Annotated in this window: 17 protein-coding genes; 11 read left to right on the forward strand and 6 right to left on the reverse strand. The window is 69.4% G+C overall.

The genetic code is table 11. The features are described 5' to 3' along the window. The first annotated feature begins 1 nt into the window (after window position 1). The 3 genes from tipF (at window position 2) to ACSQ2G_RS14715 (ending at window position 2,132) form a co-directional block, all read left to right on the forward strand. A complete protein-coding gene (gene tipF / locus ACSQ2G_RS14705; RefSeq protein ID WP_436032068.1) occupies window positions 2-1,261 on the forward strand; it encodes a flagella assembly cyclic-di-GMP phosphodiesterase TipF in 1,260 nt (419 codons plus the stop codon). Window positions 1,262-1,302: 41 nt separating this feature from the next. Next, a complete protein-coding gene (locus ACSQ2G_RS14710; protein ID WP_436032070.1) occupies window positions 1,303-1,482 on the forward strand; it encodes a hypothetical protein in 180 nt (59 codons plus the stop codon). Window positions 1,483-1,592: 110 nt separating this feature from the next. Further along, a complete protein-coding gene (locus ACSQ2G_RS14715; RefSeq protein WP_436032072.1) occupies window positions 1,593-2,132 on the forward strand; it encodes a hypothetical protein in 540 nt (179 codons plus the stop codon). On the opposite strand, the gene ACSQ2G_RS14720 is transcribed toward ACSQ2G_RS14715, so the two are convergent. Together ACSQ2G_RS14720 and ACSQ2G_RS14725 are read right to left on the reverse strand one after the other, a co-directional pair. After that, window positions 2,129-2,536, reverse strand: a complete 408-nt coding sequence (locus tag ACSQ2G_RS14720; RefSeq protein ID WP_436032074.1) for a hypothetical protein — start codon at window positions 2,534-2,536, stop codon at window positions 2,129-2,131. The two genes, ACSQ2G_RS14715 and ACSQ2G_RS14720, sit on opposite strands and share 4 nt — an antisense overlap. A gap of 82 nt (window positions 2,537-2,618) precedes the next feature. Then, window positions 2,619-4,208 carry a hypothetical protein gene (locus ACSQ2G_RS14725; RefSeq protein WP_436032076.1) on the reverse strand — a complete coding sequence of 530 codons (1,590 nt, stop codon included), beginning with the start codon at window positions 4,206-4,208 and terminating at the stop codon, window positions 2,619-2,621. Between the two features lie 133 nt (window positions 4,209-4,341). Here ACSQ2G_RS14725 and ACSQ2G_RS14730 point away from each other — a divergent pair, with 133 nt between their 5' ends. After that, a complete protein-coding gene (locus ACSQ2G_RS14730; RefSeq protein ID WP_436032078.1) occupies window positions 4,342-4,809 on the forward strand; it encodes a GNAT family N-acetyltransferase in 468 nt (155 codons plus the stop codon). 71 nt (window positions 4,810-4,880) lie between these two features. On the opposite strand, the gene ACSQ2G_RS14735 is transcribed toward ACSQ2G_RS14730, so the two are convergent. Both ACSQ2G_RS14735 and ACSQ2G_RS14740 read right to left on the reverse strand, forming a co-directional pair. Beyond that, window positions 4,881-5,225 (reverse strand): CC_3452 family protein, encoded by a 345-nt coding sequence (locus ACSQ2G_RS14735; RefSeq protein WP_436032080.1) that lies wholly within the window; start codon window positions 5,223-5,225, stop codon window positions 4,881-4,883. Window positions 5,226-5,291: 66 nt separating this feature from the next. Next, window positions 5,292-5,915, reverse strand: coding sequence for a glutathione S-transferase C-terminal domain-containing protein (locus ACSQ2G_RS14740; RefSeq protein ID WP_436032082.1), 624 nt, complete (start codon window positions 5,913-5,915; stop codon window positions 5,292-5,294). A gap of 103 nt (window positions 5,916-6,018) precedes the next feature. Between ACSQ2G_RS14740 and ACSQ2G_RS14745 the strand changes: the two genes are divergently transcribed. From ACSQ2G_RS14745 to ACSQ2G_RS14755, 3 genes are all read left to right on the forward strand, one after another. Beyond that, complete coding sequence (locus ACSQ2G_RS14745; protein ID WP_436032083.1) at window positions 6,019-6,636, forward strand: TetR/AcrR family transcriptional regulator; 618 nt, start codon at window positions 6,019-6,021, stop codon at window positions 6,634-6,636. 225 nt (window positions 6,637-6,861) lie between these two features. Next, the gene (locus ACSQ2G_RS14750; protein WP_436032085.1) at window positions 6,862-7,602 is read left to right on the forward strand and encodes a methylated-DNA--[protein]-cysteine S-methyltransferase; all 741 of its coding nucleotides are present in this window, start codon (window positions 6,862-6,864) and stop codon (window positions 7,600-7,602) included. Then, complete coding sequence (locus tag ACSQ2G_RS14755) at window positions 7,599-8,285, forward strand: 2OG-Fe(II) oxygenase (protein ID WP_436032087.1); 687 nt, start codon at window positions 7,599-7,601, stop codon at window positions 8,283-8,285. The genes ACSQ2G_RS14750 and ACSQ2G_RS14755 overlap by 4 nt, the downstream gene beginning before the upstream one ends. Before the next feature lie 147 nt (window positions 8,286-8,432). Here the strand turns inward: ACSQ2G_RS14755 and ACSQ2G_RS14760 are convergent, their stop codons facing one another. Continuing rightward, a complete protein-coding gene (locus ACSQ2G_RS14760; protein WP_436032089.1) occupies window positions 8,433-9,563 on the reverse strand; it encodes a hypothetical protein in 1,131 nt (376 codons plus the stop codon). 497 nt (window positions 9,564-10,060) lie between these two features. Then, window positions 10,061-11,101 carry an NAD(P)-dependent alcohol dehydrogenase gene (locus ACSQ2G_RS14765; protein ID WP_436032090.1) on the reverse strand — a complete coding sequence of 347 codons (1,041 nt, stop codon included), beginning with the start codon at window positions 11,099-11,101 and terminating at the stop codon, window positions 10,061-10,063. Between the two features lie 358 nt (window positions 11,102-11,459). Here ACSQ2G_RS14765 and ACSQ2G_RS14770 point away from each other — a divergent pair, with 358 nt between their 5' ends. The 4 genes from ACSQ2G_RS14770 to ACSQ2G_RS14785 all read left to right on the forward strand — a co-directional run bounded on the left by ACSQ2G_RS14770 (window position 11,460) and on the right by ACSQ2G_RS14785 (window position 14,557). Beyond that, the gene (locus ACSQ2G_RS14770; protein WP_436032092.1) at window positions 11,460-12,320 is read left to right on the forward strand and encodes a TIGR01459 family HAD-type hydrolase; all 861 of its coding nucleotides are present in this window, start codon (window positions 11,460-11,462) and stop codon (window positions 12,318-12,320) included. A gap of 39 nt (window positions 12,321-12,359) precedes the next feature. Further along, window positions 12,360-12,785, forward strand: a complete 426-nt coding sequence (locus tag ACSQ2G_RS14775) for a MaoC family dehydratase (RefSeq protein ID WP_436032094.1) — start codon at window positions 12,360-12,362, stop codon at window positions 12,783-12,785. A 199-nt stretch (window positions 12,786-12,984) separates the two neighbouring features. Beyond that, complete coding sequence (locus ACSQ2G_RS14780) at window positions 12,985-13,926, forward strand: bifunctional riboflavin kinase/FAD synthetase (protein WP_436032096.1); 942 nt, start codon at window positions 12,985-12,987, stop codon at window positions 13,924-13,926. A gap of 379 nt (window positions 13,927-14,305) precedes the next feature. After that, a complete protein-coding gene (locus tag ACSQ2G_RS14785; protein ID WP_436032098.1) occupies window positions 14,306-14,557 on the forward strand; it encodes a hypothetical protein in 252 nt (83 codons plus the stop codon). The last annotated feature ends 342 nt before the right edge of the window (window positions 14,558-14,899 follow it).

Raw genomic sequence — 14,899 nt, forward strand, 5'->3', positions numbered from 1 at the left:
AATGCGAAGGCTGATGCTGGCGCTGCTGACCGGCGCCTATCTCTGTCTGGCCTTGGTCGTCTCCCTCGCCCTCTGGCGGATGGGAGCCGCGCCGGCCGTCGGCCTGGCCGCCTTCATCGGCGCCATGGGCCTGTGCTTCGCCGTGCACGGCGTGATCGCCGGCGTCCTGCAGGGCGCGGCCCTGCGCGTCGACATCGAGACCATCCGCGAGGCCCACGGCATCCTGCTGGAGCAGGTCGAGAAGGTCGACGCCCGGATCACCGGCCTGCTTACGAGCGTCGCCGACGACGCCCAGCGCCGCTCGGCCGAGCTGACCAGCGAGGTCCACCAGCTGGAGGACCTGGTCGTGCGCATGAGCGAGCGGCTGGAGCACCAGCTGAGCTACGAGGTCGAGGTGGCCCGCGCCGAGCCGCGCGGCCGCTCGCCCCAGTCCAACGCCCTGATCGGGGTGGTGCAGGACGCGCTGGCCGAGAACCGGGTCGACCTCTACCTGCAGCCGGTGGTCAGCCTGCCCCAGCGCCGGACCGTGTTCTACGAGAGCTTCTCGCGCCTGCGCGACGACACCGGCCGCGTCATGATGCCGGCCGAGTACCTGGCCGTGGCTGAGCCCGAGGGCCTGACCGCCGCCATCGACAACCTGCTGCTGTTCCGCTGCGTGCAGATCGTCCGCCGCCTGGCCAAGCAGGACCGCAAGGTCGGGATCTTCTGCAACATCTCGCTGGCCAGCCTGGCCGACGAGGCGTTCTTCGCCCAGTTCCTGGAGTTCCTGCAGGTCAACAAGGACCTGCACGGCGCCCTGATCTTCGAACTGGGCCAGGCCGCCTTCAACGACCGCGGCCCGGTCGAGGCCCGCCACATGGCGCGGCTGGCCAGCCTGGGCTTCCGCTTCAGCCTGGACAAGGTCACCGACCTGGACCTGGACTTCCAGGACCTGGCCCGCGCCGACGTCAAGTTCCTGAAGGTCGGCGCCCAGATGATGCTGGACCAGCTGGAAGAGCAGGACGGCAAGCTGGTCATCGCCTCGCTGCCCGACCTCAACGCCGAGGACTTCGCCGGCCTGACCCGCCGCTACGGCATCGAGGTGATCGCCGAGAAGGTCGAGCACGAGCGCCAGGTGGTCGACGTGCTGGAGCTCGACATCGGCTACGCCCAGGGCCACCTGTTCGGCGAGCCCCGCGCCATCCGCGACTCGATCATCGCCGAGGCCGATCCCCCCCAGGACTTCATGCGCGGCGCCCTGCGCCGCGGGATGGGGCGGTAGGGCTCCTCCCGCGTCAGCGCAGACTGTGGTAGGCTCGACGCATGTCGAAGCCTGAGCCTTCCCTTTTCGACGAGACTGACGACGAGGCCGAAGCGGCGGCTGACGCCCGCGCCGAGGCCGACATCGCGGCGGGGCGGGTGATCAGCCACGAAGCCATGAAGCGCTGGCTGCTCTCCTGGGGTACACCCGACGAAGGCCCCGCCCCGAAGTGCGGCGAGTAATCTGGACGGACGAGGCGCGTCACGCCGCTCGCAAACCCGACTAGCGGCGCCATTTGACCGACGCCGCCGCGCCGCCCTAAGGTTGTTTCACGACCAAGGGGGACATCGTCATGCAAGCCGGACCGCCGCCCGCCTCGACGCCGCCTATTTCTTCGCCCCACGCAGCGCCCGCTCCCAGCACCGTCAAGGGGGCCAGCGCCACGATGACGGTCGTCGCCAGCGACCTGCGGCTGGTCCTGACCAAGGCCCGGCGGGCGGAAAGCGCCATGGTCCGTCACCAGGTGTTCCTGCGCTACGACGTCGACCGCAAGGTTCCCGACGGCGCCGACCAGCGGGCCGTACAGTGCGGCTGGCGGCTGCGGGCCTATCTGCAGCGGTCGATCTGCTTCTCCTCGATGACCGGCCTGCTCGGCTGCACCGACCCGGTGTCGGAGGAGCTGCCCACGGGCGAGACCGGCGCGGCCGAACCTGGCCAGGACCCGACCGCCAGCGCCTGCGACCTCAACTTCCCACCCGCCCGCGAAGCCCGCGACCGGGTGATCGCCGCCGTCAAGGCCGACGCCCAGGCCCGGTTCGACGAGGACTACGCCCTGAACGTCAAGCCGCAGCTGCTGGCCGCGGGCGTGAAGATCACCAAGCCGAAGTCCTAGACCCCGCTAGACGCGGGTTTAGGCGCAGGGCCGGGCGCCGGCGTGGTCTTCACCGAGGCGTCGGCCGATGCGTCGGAGCCCCATTTCGCACCGCTGGAGAACTCGAAAGCCACCCCGGCCTTAGCGGCGGCCTTGCCCAGGCCGACCAGTTCGCCGGCCGGTAGGCCTCCCGGCTTCGTGAAGGCGGCCCGCTCGCGGCCATCGGCCAGCTTCTCAAGGTGCGCCTGGACCGGCGAGTCATACAGCTTGTACTGGGCGATCAGGGCCTCGACCTTGTCGGGCGGGCCGGTCAGGACGACGCTGGTCGAGCTGGAGCCCTGGCCGCACGCGGCCAGGAGGCCGGCGGCGGCGAAGGCCAGGATCGCCAGCCCGCGGCGCGCGCGGCGATTCGCATCGGATCTCATCACCCAGGCTCCTGAAGCTTGGGCGGCAGCTTGGTGCGTCGGCGAGACCGCCGCAACCTGCAATATCGAGCGCCTCCGCGGGTTAGCGCCACGCCTCCACGGTCCAGGCCAGGGGGCGGGGCGGCAGCGGCGTCTTGCACGCGATCGTGGCCACCAGCTTGCCGCGATAGGTGAAGGCCACGTCGCCCTTGGCCGCGCAGATCTCGACCGCGGCGTCGCGCGCCGCCAAGGCGTCCGCCACCACGTCGTGGCCTGCCACCGCGTCGATCAGCGGATCGCCGTTCAGCGGACCGCAGCGGTCGCCTGTGTCGAGCTTCAACGCGCTGGGATTGTCGCCGTAGAAGCCGAAGCCGCCCGTGCAGACCAGGCCTTCCAGGTGAAACAGCAGGTTCTGGCGCTCGACCGCGGCGGATCGGGTTCCGACAATCCGCGCGCCCCGCGCGTTCAGCGCCGCCGTTAGCCGATCCCAGCGATTGTCGACGTCCGGCTCCATCAGCAGGCGCAGCGGATCTTCCGGGGACGCCGACTGGCCGGCCCGGGCGAGGAAGTCCCTGGCGTCGTAGGTCAAGTCCCTGGCCCGACTGGCCATGAACAGGTCGCGCCAGATGTCGAACACGTCGCGGCGGCCCCCGGACGCCGAGCGGGCCACCAGATCCGCGCTCCACTGGACCATCACCCCGCAGTCATAGACGGCCTTGCCGCGCTTAGGCGGGTCGCTGGCCAGACCCTTGGGCCGCAGCCCGGCAACGCAATCGTTGAGCCGGTCGGTCAGCTCCCGGCCGACCTCCGCGTCGGTCAGCTCGCCTTGTTCGCGCCCGGCCAGCAGGGCGGCGTATTCGGCCATGCCCTCGTGCAGCCAGGCTTCGTTCTCGCCGTCACGCGACGCGAAGAGGCGGTTGTTCCACAGATGGAAGACTTCGTGGTCGACGAACTTGGCGACCATGCCGCTGCTTTCCCAAGTGTCCTTATCGGGACCGAAGAACCGCAGCGAGACAACCCCGCCGCTGACATCGCCCTGTCGGCCCTGGCCGAAGGCGGGCACGCGGGTGACGATCACTGTGGGCGGGGTCTCCAGCCGCACGCCCAGCCGGCGACCGTAGAGCGCCGCGGCGCCGTTCGCCGCCTTGCCGATCCTCGCCTTCAGCGCGGCTTCGACGTGGGGCGAGGCGATCAGCGTCGCCGGCCCCTTGGCCACGTAGCCGCCAGGGCCGACGAACGTCCAGCCGTCCAGCGCGATCCTGTCGGCGTCCTTGGCCTCGGCGGGCGCGACCACCCAACCGCCGGGGCGGGTCACATGCGCCACCACCAACGGCTTGTCGTCGACCAGCCGGAAGTAGGGACCGTAGACCTGCCAGCCCTCGCCCACCCGGGTCAGGGCCGGATAGCTGCGGTCGCGGGGCGCGGTGTCGGGCGTGATCCGAACCTCGAAGGCCTGGAACCGCTTGCCGTCCTTGCGCCGCAGCACGCCGTCGGCCAGCACCATGTCGTCGGGCGGGCGCCAAGTATCCTGGCGAACGGTCGGCGCCTTCTGGTCGAACGCCAGCTGCTCGACCGGCCTGGACAGGCTGTAGGCCGCGCGCAATCCACCCGGCTCGGGCGTGATCTGAATATCGATCCTGTCCCGCGCGAGCGCCGCCGTCGCCAGCCCCGTCGCGAGCGCCGCGACAACCACCGCCGTTCTCAACGCCCGCCCCGCCATCTTCGCCCCCGCCGCAACCTTGAGGCGCAGGAGAGGCGATCGACTCTGAACTTGAGGTAAACGGCCGGTCTTGCCCCGCTCGCCGCCGGCGGCCTATTCAAGCCCCATGCTGATCGAAGCCACCGACGCCCATTTCGCCGCCCTGATCGCCGGAGAGGCCCCCGACGGCCTGGCCGTCGCCGAGGGCGGGGTCGAGGCGCCGGAGGTGCTGGCCATGCTGCGCGGCCTGTCGGAGCAGGTCGGCGAAAGCTTTCACCCCAACGCCTGGATGATCGTCGAGGACGGCGAGGTGGTGGGCCTGACCTCGCTGGTCCGCACGCCCTATGTCGGCGACACGGTGATGATCGGCTACGGCGTCGCCGCCTCGCGCCGCCAGCGGGGCGTGGCCCGGCGGGCCGTGGCCGACCTGCTGGCCTGGGCGCGGGCCGACCACCGCGTCACCACCGTCACCGCCGAGACCTCGATCCACAACGGCCCTTCGCAACGGGTGCTGGAGGCCAACGGCTTCGAACGCACCGGCGAGCGGACGGACGAGGAGGACGGCGAACTGTTCTGCTGGTCGGTGGCGGTTTAGGCCTGGTCACCCGAAAAAGTCGGGGACAGGCGCGGGCGCCCGTCCCCAAGTTCCTCCTCCGAGGTCGGAGCTCAGTGGGCGGCGGCGACTTCGGACGTCGCCGGGGTCTTGGCGATCTGCACCGGGTTGCAGTCCGCCAGTTGCGCCTCGGACAGGGTCACGCCGCGATAGCTGAAGCTGGTGATCGGCCCCAGCTCGCGCGCCAGGCGCTTGCAGCTGCGCAAGGGCGGCAGCGACTTGACCTGGGTCGAGCGGCAGACGTCGCCCTGGCAGCGCCAGACCGCGCCGTCGAACACGACATGGTTCTGGGTGGTGGGGGCGCTCAGGGTCAGCCAGCCGTTCTGGGCCTTGGTCTCGGCCATGGCGGGGCCGCCCGTCGCGGCGAGGGCCGCGACGGCGATGATGAAACTACGCATGATTTATCTCCTGGGGAGGAAGGGCTGGGGACAGGCCCATGGGCCTGTCCCCGATCCAGGTCGCGACTAGGCCGCGGCCTTGAACAGGGTGAATTCCTCGTCGAAGGCCCGCGCCACCGAGGGCCGGGTCTGCAGGCGGTCGCGATAGGCCGACAGCGCCGGATAGGGCGAGAAGTCGATCGCCAGGTAGCGGGCCCAGGTCAGCATCACGAACAGGTAGGCGTCGGCGACGCTGAACCGGCCCTGCAGGAACTCGCGCCCCTTCAGGTGGGCGTCGAGATGGGCCAGGCGCTCGGCCAGCCGTTCACGAGCGAAGGCCTTGGCGCCGTCCGGCGAGGTCGGCCGCAGCAGGACGGTGAACGCCCCGACGTGCAGCTCCGAGCCGATGAAGCCGAGCCAGCTCTGCACCTTGCGGCGCTCGGCCCCTTCGGCCGGGATCAGGCCGGCGGCCGGGAAGCGGTCGGCGACATATTGCAGGATCACCGCGTTTTCGACGATCAGCTCGCCGTCGTCGGCGCGCAGCACGGGCACCTGGCCCATGGGGTTGATCGTCAGGAATTCGGCGCCGTCCTCGACCAGCTTGGGCCGCGCCTTGGTGTCGACCTTCAGGAAGCGGATGTCGGCGCCCGCCTCGTAGGCCGCGATCCGCGTCGCCATCGAGCAGGCCATCGGCGAGAAGTAGAGATCCATCGAACCCTCCATTGCATTTCCGTACTGTTTCGCATAAAAATAACGATGGTCAAGGAATAAAATGCGATACGGTACAAAAATAGGATCCGACCAGGAGAGCCCGATGCCCGAAGCGCCCGCCAAACGTCGCGGCCGCCCCCGCGCCTACGATCCGGAAGTCGCCCTGGCCAAGGCCACGGACATCTTCTGGGCCCAAGGCTTCGCGGGCGCCTCGCTGGACGACCTGAGCGCCGCGACGGGCATGAACCGGCCAAGCCTGTACGGGGCGTTCGGCGACAAGCAGGCGCTCTTCAAGTCCGCGCTGGATCGCTACATGGACAGCTCGCGGGCGGCGATGACCGAGGCGTTCCGCGGCGGCGGCTCGCTGCGCGAGGTCCTGACGCGGATCTATCATACGGCGCTGGGCTTCTATCTGTCGGACGACGCGGGCGGGCGGGGCTGTTTCCTGGCCAGCGCGGGCCTGGGCCAGGCGCTCGTCGATGACGAGGTGCGCCAGACCGTCGCCGACGGCATGCACGAGCTGGACCGAGCCGTCGAAGGCCTGATGACGCGCCGCCAGGCCAGGGGCGAGCTTCCGCCGACGGTCGACCCCGCGGTGCTTGGCCGCGTCGCCAGCATGATGATGAACGCCCTGTCGGTCCGCGCCCGGGCCGGCGAGACGCGCGAACAGCTGGAGGCGACGATCCCGGTCATGGTCGGGCTGATCTGCGGAGCGGAATAGACGGGACGAGCGCCCGTGAGCCGCCCTCGTCCTTCGACAGGCTCAGGATGAGGGCTACTTTCGATGCGGCGGTTGAATTCGAATTCCTCATCCTGAGCTTGTCGAAGGACGGGGAATTCGCGCCGTGGCGCCGAGGGTCCGCAGCGCAGAACCAGAACCGCAAGCATCGGAATGACGTCCCCGGTCATGGCGCGCATCCTCCTTTTCACGAAAGGAGACCGACCCATGACCGCTTCTCAATGCCTGACCGACGACGCGCGCTGGGAGGCCATGCGCCGCCGCGACCGCGACCTCGACGGCGCCTTCTTCATCGCCGTGCGCACCACCGGCGTCTACTGCCTGGCCAGCTGCGCCGGGCGGCCGCTGCGCAAGAACGTCGAGTTCCACGACACCCGGGAGAGCGCCCGCGCCGCCGGCTTCCGCCCGTGCCTGCGCTGCAAACCCGACCTGCCGCGCGAGACCCTGCGCTGGGCCACGGTTCCCACCAGCCTCGGCCTGGCCCTGGTGGCCCGCTCCGACGCCGGCCTGCGTCTGGTGACCCTGGGCGACGACCGCGACGCCCAGGTCCGCGACCTGGAGCGCCGCTTCCGCTCGGCCCGGTTGACCCACGACCCGCAGGGCCTGGCCGCCGACCTGAAGGCGGTGGCGACCGAGGTCGACGGCCGCGGCGCGGCCCTGGACCTGCCGCTGGACGACCAGGGCACGCCCTTGCAGCGCAAGGTCTGGGCGGCGTTGCGGACCATTCCGGCCGGGACCACCGCCTCTTACGCCGAGGTGGCGCGGGCCATCGGCCGGCCCACCGCCGCCCGGGCCGTGGCCCAGGCCTGCGGGGCCAATCCGCTGGCGGTGATCACTCCCTGCCACCGGGTGGTGCGAGCCGACGGCGGCCTGTCCGGCTATCGCTGGGGCGTCGCGCGCAAGGCGGCCCTGCTGGCCCGGGAAGCGCGCCTGAGCCAGGCCGCATGAGCCTGGACTGGACCCGCATCGCCGCCGACCTCGACGTCCAGGGCTGGGCCCTGACCGGGCCGCTGCTGAAGCCCGAAACCTGCCAGCGGATCGCCGGCCTCTACGACCAGGAGGCCGGCTTTCGCAGCCGGGTGGTGATGGCCCGCCACGGCTTCGGCCAGGGCGAGTACAGGTATTTCAGCTATCCCCTGCCCGACCCGGTGCAGCGGCTGCGCCAGGGGCTGTACGCGCCGCTGGCCGCCGTCGCCAATCGCTGGGCGCAGGCGCTGGGCGAGGACCGGCGCTTTCCGGAAGACCTGGACGACATGCTGTCCCGCTGCCATGCGGCGGGCCAGACGCGGCCGACGCCCCTGCTGCTGACCTACGGCCCGGGCGACTACAACTGCCTGCACCAGGACCTCTACGGCGAGCACGTCTTCCCGCTGCAGGCCGCCTTCCTGCTGGACGAGCCCGGCCGCGACTTCGACGGCGGCGAGTTCGTGCTGGTCGAGCAGCGCCCCCGCCAGCAGTCGCGGCCCCAGGTCGTGCCGCTGAGGCAGGGCGAAGGCGTGATCTTCGCGGTCCGCGACCGGCCGGCCTCGGGCGCGCGCGGCGTCCACCGGCGGATGCTGCGCCACGGAGTCAGCACCGTGCGCGCGGGCCGGCGGCGGGTGCTGGGGGTGATCTTCCACGACGCGACGTGATCTCCACCGCCGTCGTCCTCGGACTTGTTCCGAGGACCCCTGCTTCAACCGCGAAGAAGGTTGATCCGAGAAGCGGTGAGGCCGCGACTTCGCCCCAAACGACAACGCGGCGGAACGAGGGGTCCTCGGAACAAGTCCGTGCACCTGTCAGACGAACCGAGTGAGGGTGTCTTCGGGCGAGATGATCAGGCTGTCCTCGAAGTCGAGGAATACGTCCATCAACTCCGAGGGCGAGATCAGCCGCGTCTTGCCCGTCGGGAAGCGGTAGCGCCAGAAGCTGATGATGTGCTGAACGCCGCCCAAACACTCGCCGAGTTCGGTGAACATGCCAGGCGCGGTGAGCAGGAAGTCGCGAAAACCCAGAGGTTTGCCACCCTCCGTCAGACCCAGATAGGCCTCGTTATAGACGTCCAGCAGGGTTTGAACCCGCGAGATGGCTTGGCCGACCGCGGTGCGGATGCGTTGGCGCGCCTCGGGCAGATACCCCGTGGCCTCCGGGTCCCTTGGCCCACGGGGCGAGAGGCTGGAGATCTCCAGCGCCACTTCGGCGATCGCGCCCCTCAGCTCCTCCAGTTGCCATTTGTAGTAAAGAAAACCGCGCCAGGCGAAGACCCCGTCGAGATATTCCTTGTCGCTGAGCCTGAGGGTGGCCTTCAGGGGCTCGAAGCCGTCCTCGGGCCTGTTGGACAGGAGCTTCTCCACCAATCGGCCCGCGCCCGCGGACGACCCCCCCGAGCCCTCCTTGGACGACAGCGAAACAAGACTGGAGATCTGCTCTCGCACGAAGTCGAACATCCGCTGGATGTCGGCCTCGGAGATCCCGAAATAGATTCGAGCCGGCTCGATATCGTGACGCCGCAGCTGTTCGCGCAACAGAAACGGGTCGAGGGATGGCAGGGAATCGACGAGATCGAGAACGATCCGGTCCCGGGTCCCCGGCCTCAGACTGTCGCCAAATGCCGCCTGCATCACCGCCTCGAAGTCGCGCTGGCCGACAAAGGCGTAGTGGGCGCCGGCCCTCAGATCCTCGTTGTCGATGGGAAACAAAATCTTGGTGGCGGTGGGCTTGGGGGTGACGAACAGGCCGTACTCATGCGGCCGCAGCCGGTGCTTCAAGATGATGCTGCGGTCCAACAGCCTGTGGGTGAAGAAGGGCGCCTCGGTCAGGCCGGGGTCCAGGCGGTGCTTGCGGTGGTTCGCCGAGAGGTTGAGAACCCGCGCAGTCGAGGCGGACTGTTCCAGCGTCGTGAGCCGGCGCACCGACCGATCATTCTCCATCTTGCCACGCCTCTCCAGCCACTTGCGCGGACGATCGCGTCGACACGGCGTCTGGCCTCACGGCGACAGCGCGGGCGCGGGCGCGGAAGGCCAAGTCGCGCGGTGTCGTCGACGCCTCCAAACCGATCTCGGTCCTGAAGCCTTGTGGTTGTTCATCGACGAACGAGACCAGGGGAATGGGGAGCACGAAGGAAATCTCGGCCCAACCCGCCTCGATAGAGTGGGTGTCGCGCGATCTCGAGACGTTCCGTTCTAGCGCTTCTCTATCATCCATGTCGCTTCCATCCCGTATCCACACAACCTAGGGCGAAGACGACACGACGGTGTTAAGGGCTCATGCGACGGAACGGCGCAGCTTCGCTGAACGCGACGGGGCCGCCCGGATGATCGGCGGCGCGTCGCTTGGGCTAACCGACTGGGGTCAGCCCAAGCCGCCAACAGACAAGGATGACGAAACCAGGGACAAGCACATGCGCTTGTCCCTGGTCGCGCCCGCCCTACAGCGTGCTCATGTCGATCACGAACCGGTAGCGCACGTCGCTCTTCTGCATGCGCTTGTAGGCGTCGTTGATCTGGTCGATGGCGATGGTCTCGATGTCGGCGACGATGCCGTGCTGGCCACAGAAGTCGAGCATCTCCTGGGTTTCCTTGATCGAGCCGATCATCGAGCCGGCCAGGGTGCGGCGGCCGGGGATCAGGGCGAAGGCGTTCAGCGGCACGGGCTCTTCGGGCGCACCGACCAGCACCATGGTCCCGTCGACCTTCAGCAGGCTCAGATAGGCGCCCCAGTCGATCCCGGCCGACACCGTGCAGATGATCAGGTCGAAGGTCGAGGCCAGGGTCTCGAAGGTCTTCGGGTCGCTGGTGGCGTGGTAGTGGTCCGCGCCCATCTTCAGGCCGTCTGCCTGCTTGGACAGGGTCTGGCTCAGCACCGTCACCTCCGCGCCCAGGGCGTGGGCCAGCTTGACGCCCATGTGGCCCAGGCCGCCCAGGCCGACGATGGCCACCGACTTGCCGGGGCCGGCGTTCCAGTGGCGCAGCGGCGAGTAGAGGGTGATGCCGGCGCACAGCAGCGGGGCGGCGGCGTCCAGGGGCAGGTTGTCGGGGATCGACAGCACATAGCCTTCCTTGACCACCATGTGGTCGGAATAGCCGCCGTAGGTCGGCAGGTCGTCGCCGGGCGCGAAGCCGCTGTAGGTCAGGACCAGGCCGGGCATGTACTGCTCGCGGTCCAGGTCGCGGGCCGCGCAGGTGGTGCAGCTGTCGACGAAGCAGCCGACCCCGACGCGGTCTCCTTCCTTGAAACGGCTGACCTTGGACCCGACGGCGGTGACCACGCCGGTGATCTCGTGGCCGGGCACGATCGGATAGACGCTCTGGCCCCAGCCGTTGTCGACCATGTGGATGTCGGAGTGGCAGACCCCGCAGTGCTTGATGGCGATGACGACGTCGTCGTCATTGGGCTCGCGGCGGTCGAAGGTGAAGGGGGTCAGCGGGGCGGACGCGGTCGCGGCCGCATAGCCTTTTGCGATGGCCATCGGATAGTCCTCGAAGGTTCAGGGGGAGATGAACAGGGCGTGACATGCCACGGGGCGCGCGCGGACCGGTATGCCGATCCTGCTCGCTTGATGCACGATCCTGGCAAAGGCGGCGGGGGCGAGCTTGCCGCTCCACTATGTTGTCATCCCGGAAAGCGCACAGCGCTTGTCCGGGACCCAGGTGAACCGCAAGGCCTTCGCCCAGTCCCCTGGGTCCCGGACAGCCTCTGCGAGGCTTCCGGGATGACAACCTTTATAGAACGCTCGCTTTCCCCGCCTTCCGCTGGCCCTCGCGCCCGCGCGTCCCTACATGCGCTACCGTTGACGCGCCCGTCTCCGCCCGGTACCGCCCCTGTCCATGACCGACCTGCCTCCCGGCCTTTCCGCCCTCGCCGACCGCTACGACGTGCTGCTGTGCGACGTCTGGGGGGTCATCCACAACGGGGTCGAGAGCTTCCCGGAGGCCTGCCAGGCCCTGGTCGAGTGGCGGACCCGCCACGGGCCGGTGATCCTGATCTCCAACTCCCCCCGCCCGTCCGAGCACGTGGTCGAGCAGTTGGACCGCCTGGGCGTGCCGCGCGAGGCCTGGAGCGCCTTCGTCACCTCCGGCGACGCCACCCGCACCCTGCTGGCCGCCCGCGCCCCCGGCCCGGCCTGGATCGTCGGCCCCGACCGCGACCTGCCGCTCTATGAGGGCCTGGGCCTGACGACCGCCGGCCCCGAGGACGCGGCCTTCGTCGCGGTCACCGGCATGGTCGACGACGAGACCGAGGCCCCCGACGACTATCGCGACCGCCTGGCGATCGCCGCCGAGCGCGGCCTGACCCTGATCTGCGCCAATCCCGACCGGGTGGTGCAGCGCGGCTCGCGGCTGATCTATTGCGGCGGCGCGCTGGCCGACCTCTACGAGATCCTGGGCGGCGAGGTGCTGATGGCCGGCAAGCCCTACAAGGCGATCTACGACCTGGCCCTGGCCGAGGCGCAGGCCCTGAAGGGCGGTCCGGTCGACCGCGCGCGGGTGCTGTGCATCGGCGACGGGGTGATCACCGACGTCAAGGGCGCCCACGACCAGGGCCTGGCCTGCCTGTTCATCGCCAAGGGCATCCACGGCGAGCACGCCGTGGGTCCCGACGGCCGCCTGGACCCGACCAAGGTCGAGGGCCTGCTGGCCGCCGAGCGGGTGGGCGCGACCCACGCCATGGCCGACCTGGTCTGGTAGGACCGATCGTCGGGCATAGGAAGAAAAAGAGGGGGCGTCATGCCGGGACTGTTTCTCGAGGATCTCAGCGTCGGCCAGTCGGCCGAGCTGGTCCGCGCCGTGGCCGAGGCCGACCTGGTCGCCTTCGCCGAGGTGACCGGCGACACCAATCCCGTGCACCTGGACGCCGACTACGCCGCGACCACGCCGTTCGGCGAGCGCATCGCCCACGGCATGCTGTCGGCCGGCTACATCTCGGCGGTGCTGGGCACCACCCTGCCCGGGCCGGGCGCGGTCTACCTGTCGCAGTCCCTGGCCTTCAAGCGGCCGGTGCGGATCGGCGACGAGGTCACCGCCCGCGCCACGGTGACGGCCATCGACGCCGCCAAGGCCCGGGTGACCCTGGCCACCACCTGCCTGGTGCGCGGCAAGGCCGTGGTCGACGGCGAGGCCGTGGTCCTGGTTCCGCGCCGGACGACCGCCTAAGGACGAAATGCTCAATGCCGAGCCACTCTTTCTCCGCTCATCCCGGCGAATGCCGGGACCCAGATCCCAGAGCGTCCGAATGGGCTGGAAAAGCTCGGCGTTCCTGGAGCCCGGCTCAAAGCCATTCCATCCGGGTCCCGGCATTCGCCGGGATGAGCGGATCGAGGGTTAAAGGCCAACCTGGTGTAAGGACGTCCGCATGCGCCTGAAGACCATCCACGGCTGGAAGGACCTGCCCGAAGAGGATCGCGGCGCGGCCGTGGCCCTGGGCAATTTCGACGGCGTGCATCGCGGCCACCAGCAGGTGATCGCCCAGGCCGCGAAAGCGGCGCTGGCCGGCAAGACCTCGCTGGGCGTGGTCACCTTCGACCCGCACCCGCGCCGGCTGTTCCGCCCCACCGAGCCGGCCTTCAAGCTGATGACCCACAACCAGCAGGCCCGCGCGCTGGAGGCCCTGGGCGTGGACCGGCTGTACCTGCTGCCGTTCGACTTCGAGATGGCCAGCTTCGGCGACCGCGAGTTCGTGGAAAAAGTCTTGGTGGGCGGATTGGGCGTGAAGCACGTCGCCGTCGGCTTCGACATCTCGTTCGGCCGCGGCCGCACCGGCAGCGCCGACCTGATGAAGGCCTATGGCGCGGAATACGGCTTCTCGGTCTCGGTGGCCGAGCCGGTCGCCAACCGCGAGGGCGAGAAGTTCTCGTCGACCGGCGTGCGCGACGCCCTGCGCGACGGCCATCCCGAGGGCGCGGCCCGGATCCTGGGCCGGCCGTTCGCCATCGAGGGCGTGGTCCGCCGCGGCCAGCAGCTGGGCCGCCAGCTGGGCTTCCCCACCGCCAATGTCGAGGTCGAGGACTATGTGGTGCCCAAGCTGGGCGTCTACGCCACCCGCACCCGCCTGCCCGACGGCCGCGAGGTGCCCGGGGTGGCCAATCTCGGCAACAACCCCACCACCGGCGAGGTCGAGACCCGGCTGGAGACCTGGCTGTTCGATTTCGACGAGGACCTCTACGGCCAGGTCATCGAAACCGACCTGATCGCCTTCCTGCGCCCCGAGCTGAAGTTCGACAGCATCGAGCTGCTGGTCCAGCAGGTGCTGCGCGACGAGGTCGCCGCCCGCGCGATCGTGGCGCCGGGGTTCTGAGGGGCGATCTTACGACCAAAAACGTTTGTCATCCCGGACGAGCGCGCAGCGCGAAGATCCGGGACCGGGGCGTGAACTCAGCGTTTGCGGCGGTCCCGGATCGGCGCTCGCTTCGCCGAGCTTGTCCGGGATGACCGCTCTTTTCAGAGCAAACCGATAGGAGGTGACTCCAGGCCTTCCAACGGCCCCGAGACACCTCCGGAAACGGTGACGCTTGCCTCGCGGCGCGGCGATCTCGGTTAAGATTGTCGCCTTCCCGACAGTACGGCGCACATCCGTGTCCGGAAATGCGAGAAAATACGGATAACGCTGGTTTTCCCCATGGACGCAACCAGCGAGCGCGCCTACACTTTTAGCGTCAGTGTTGGGGGAGATTCTGGTGCGGGCCGGGGTTCAAGCAAGACGTCTGCGGCGATCGGCCTGGCGCGCGACCCGGCTGCTCCTGCCCCCCAGGCCCGTCCTGTCCTCGCTGGAGGGCAAGATCCTGGCCACGGCCTGGACCCTGGCGGCCCTGGCCACCCTCAGCGGCGCCCTGGCCCAGGGCCTGCGCATGTTCCTGCTCTCGGCCCTGGCGGTGCTGTTCGGCACCCTGGCGGCGCTGTGGATGCTGGACGGCCTGGCGCGGCGGTAGGGGCTCCCGCGTAGCTTCATCAATGAAGGTTGTCATCCCGGAAGCCTCGCAGAGGCTGTCCGGGACCCAGGGGACTGGGCTGAAGCGGTGCGGTTCACCTGGGTCCCGGACAAGCGCTGCGCGCTTTCCGGGATGACAACTTTTGTGAACCTTGAAGCGAACACCACCCGATGGAGAGTTTGGAGCGCGCTCCCCGTTTGCCCCTCTCCGTCACCTCTGCTATCCCCCGCCGATGACTTTCGTTCGGAAAGCTCCGCGAATTAACCGCCCGGCGTGACGCCGCCGGACGAGCGCTCCAGCGCGCGCCGGCCCATCACGCCGGGAATGACGACCCCGCACCTT

This window comes from Caulobacter sp. LjRoot300, from assembly GCF_964253875.1.
Classification (GTDB): domain Bacteria; phylum Pseudomonadota; class Alphaproteobacteria; order Caulobacterales; family Caulobacteraceae; genus Caulobacter.

Excerpts from the sequence above, each read along its gene's own strand:
- ACSQ2G_RS14750 (WP_436032085.1), top strand. The coding sequence starts at position 6,862 with ATGACCGCTTCTCAATGCCTGACCGACGACGCGCGCTGGGAGGCCATG.
- ACSQ2G_RS14780 (WP_436032096.1), top strand. The coding sequence starts at position 12,985 with ATGCGCCTGAAGACCATCCACGGCTGGAAGGACCTGCCCGAAGAGGAT.
- ACSQ2G_RS14765 (WP_436032090.1), bottom strand. The coding sequence starts at position 11,101 with ATGGCCATCGCAAAAGGCTATGCGGCCGCGACCGCGTCCGCCCCGCTG.
- ACSQ2G_RS14775 (WP_436032094.1), top strand. The coding sequence starts at position 12,360 with ATGCCGGGACTGTTTCTCGAGGATCTCAGCGTCGGCCAGTCGGCCGAG.
- ACSQ2G_RS14740 (WP_436032082.1), bottom strand. The coding sequence starts at position 5,915 with ATGGATCTCTACTTCTCGCCGATGGCCTGCTCGATGGCGACGCGGATC.
- ACSQ2G_RS14760 (WP_436032089.1), bottom strand. The coding sequence starts at position 9,563 with ATGGAGAATGATCGGTCGGTGCGCCGGCTCACGACGCTGGAACAGTCC.
- ACSQ2G_RS14730 (WP_436032078.1), top strand. The coding sequence starts at position 4,342 with ATGCTGATCGAAGCCACCGACGCCCATTTCGCCGCCCTGATCGCCGGA.
- ACSQ2G_RS14720 (WP_436032074.1), bottom strand. The coding sequence starts at position 2,536 with ATGAGATCCGATGCGAATCGCCGCGCGCGCCGCGGGCTGGCGATCCTG.
- ACSQ2G_RS14770 (WP_436032092.1), top strand. The coding sequence starts at position 11,460 with ATGACCGACCTGCCTCCCGGCCTTTCCGCCCTCGCCGACCGCTACGAC.
- ACSQ2G_RS14745 (WP_436032083.1), top strand. The coding sequence starts at position 6,019 with ATGCCCGAAGCGCCCGCCAAACGTCGCGGCCGCCCCCGCGCCTACGAT.
- ACSQ2G_RS14755 (WP_436032087.1), top strand. The coding sequence starts at position 7,599 with ATGAGCCTGGACTGGACCCGCATCGCCGCCGACCTCGACGTCCAGGGC.
- tipF (WP_436032068.1), top strand. The coding sequence starts at position 2 with ATGCGAAGGCTGATGCTGGCGCTGCTGACCGGCGCCTATCTCTGTCTG.
- ACSQ2G_RS14710 (WP_436032070.1), top strand. The coding sequence starts at position 1,303 with ATGTCGAAGCCTGAGCCTTCCCTTTTCGACGAGACTGACGACGAGGCC.
- ACSQ2G_RS14735 (WP_436032080.1), bottom strand. The coding sequence starts at position 5,225 with ATGCGTAGTTTCATCATCGCCGTCGCGGCCCTCGCCGCGACGGGCGGC.
- ACSQ2G_RS14715 (WP_436032072.1), top strand. The coding sequence starts at position 1,593 with ATGCAAGCCGGACCGCCGCCCGCCTCGACGCCGCCTATTTCTTCGCCC.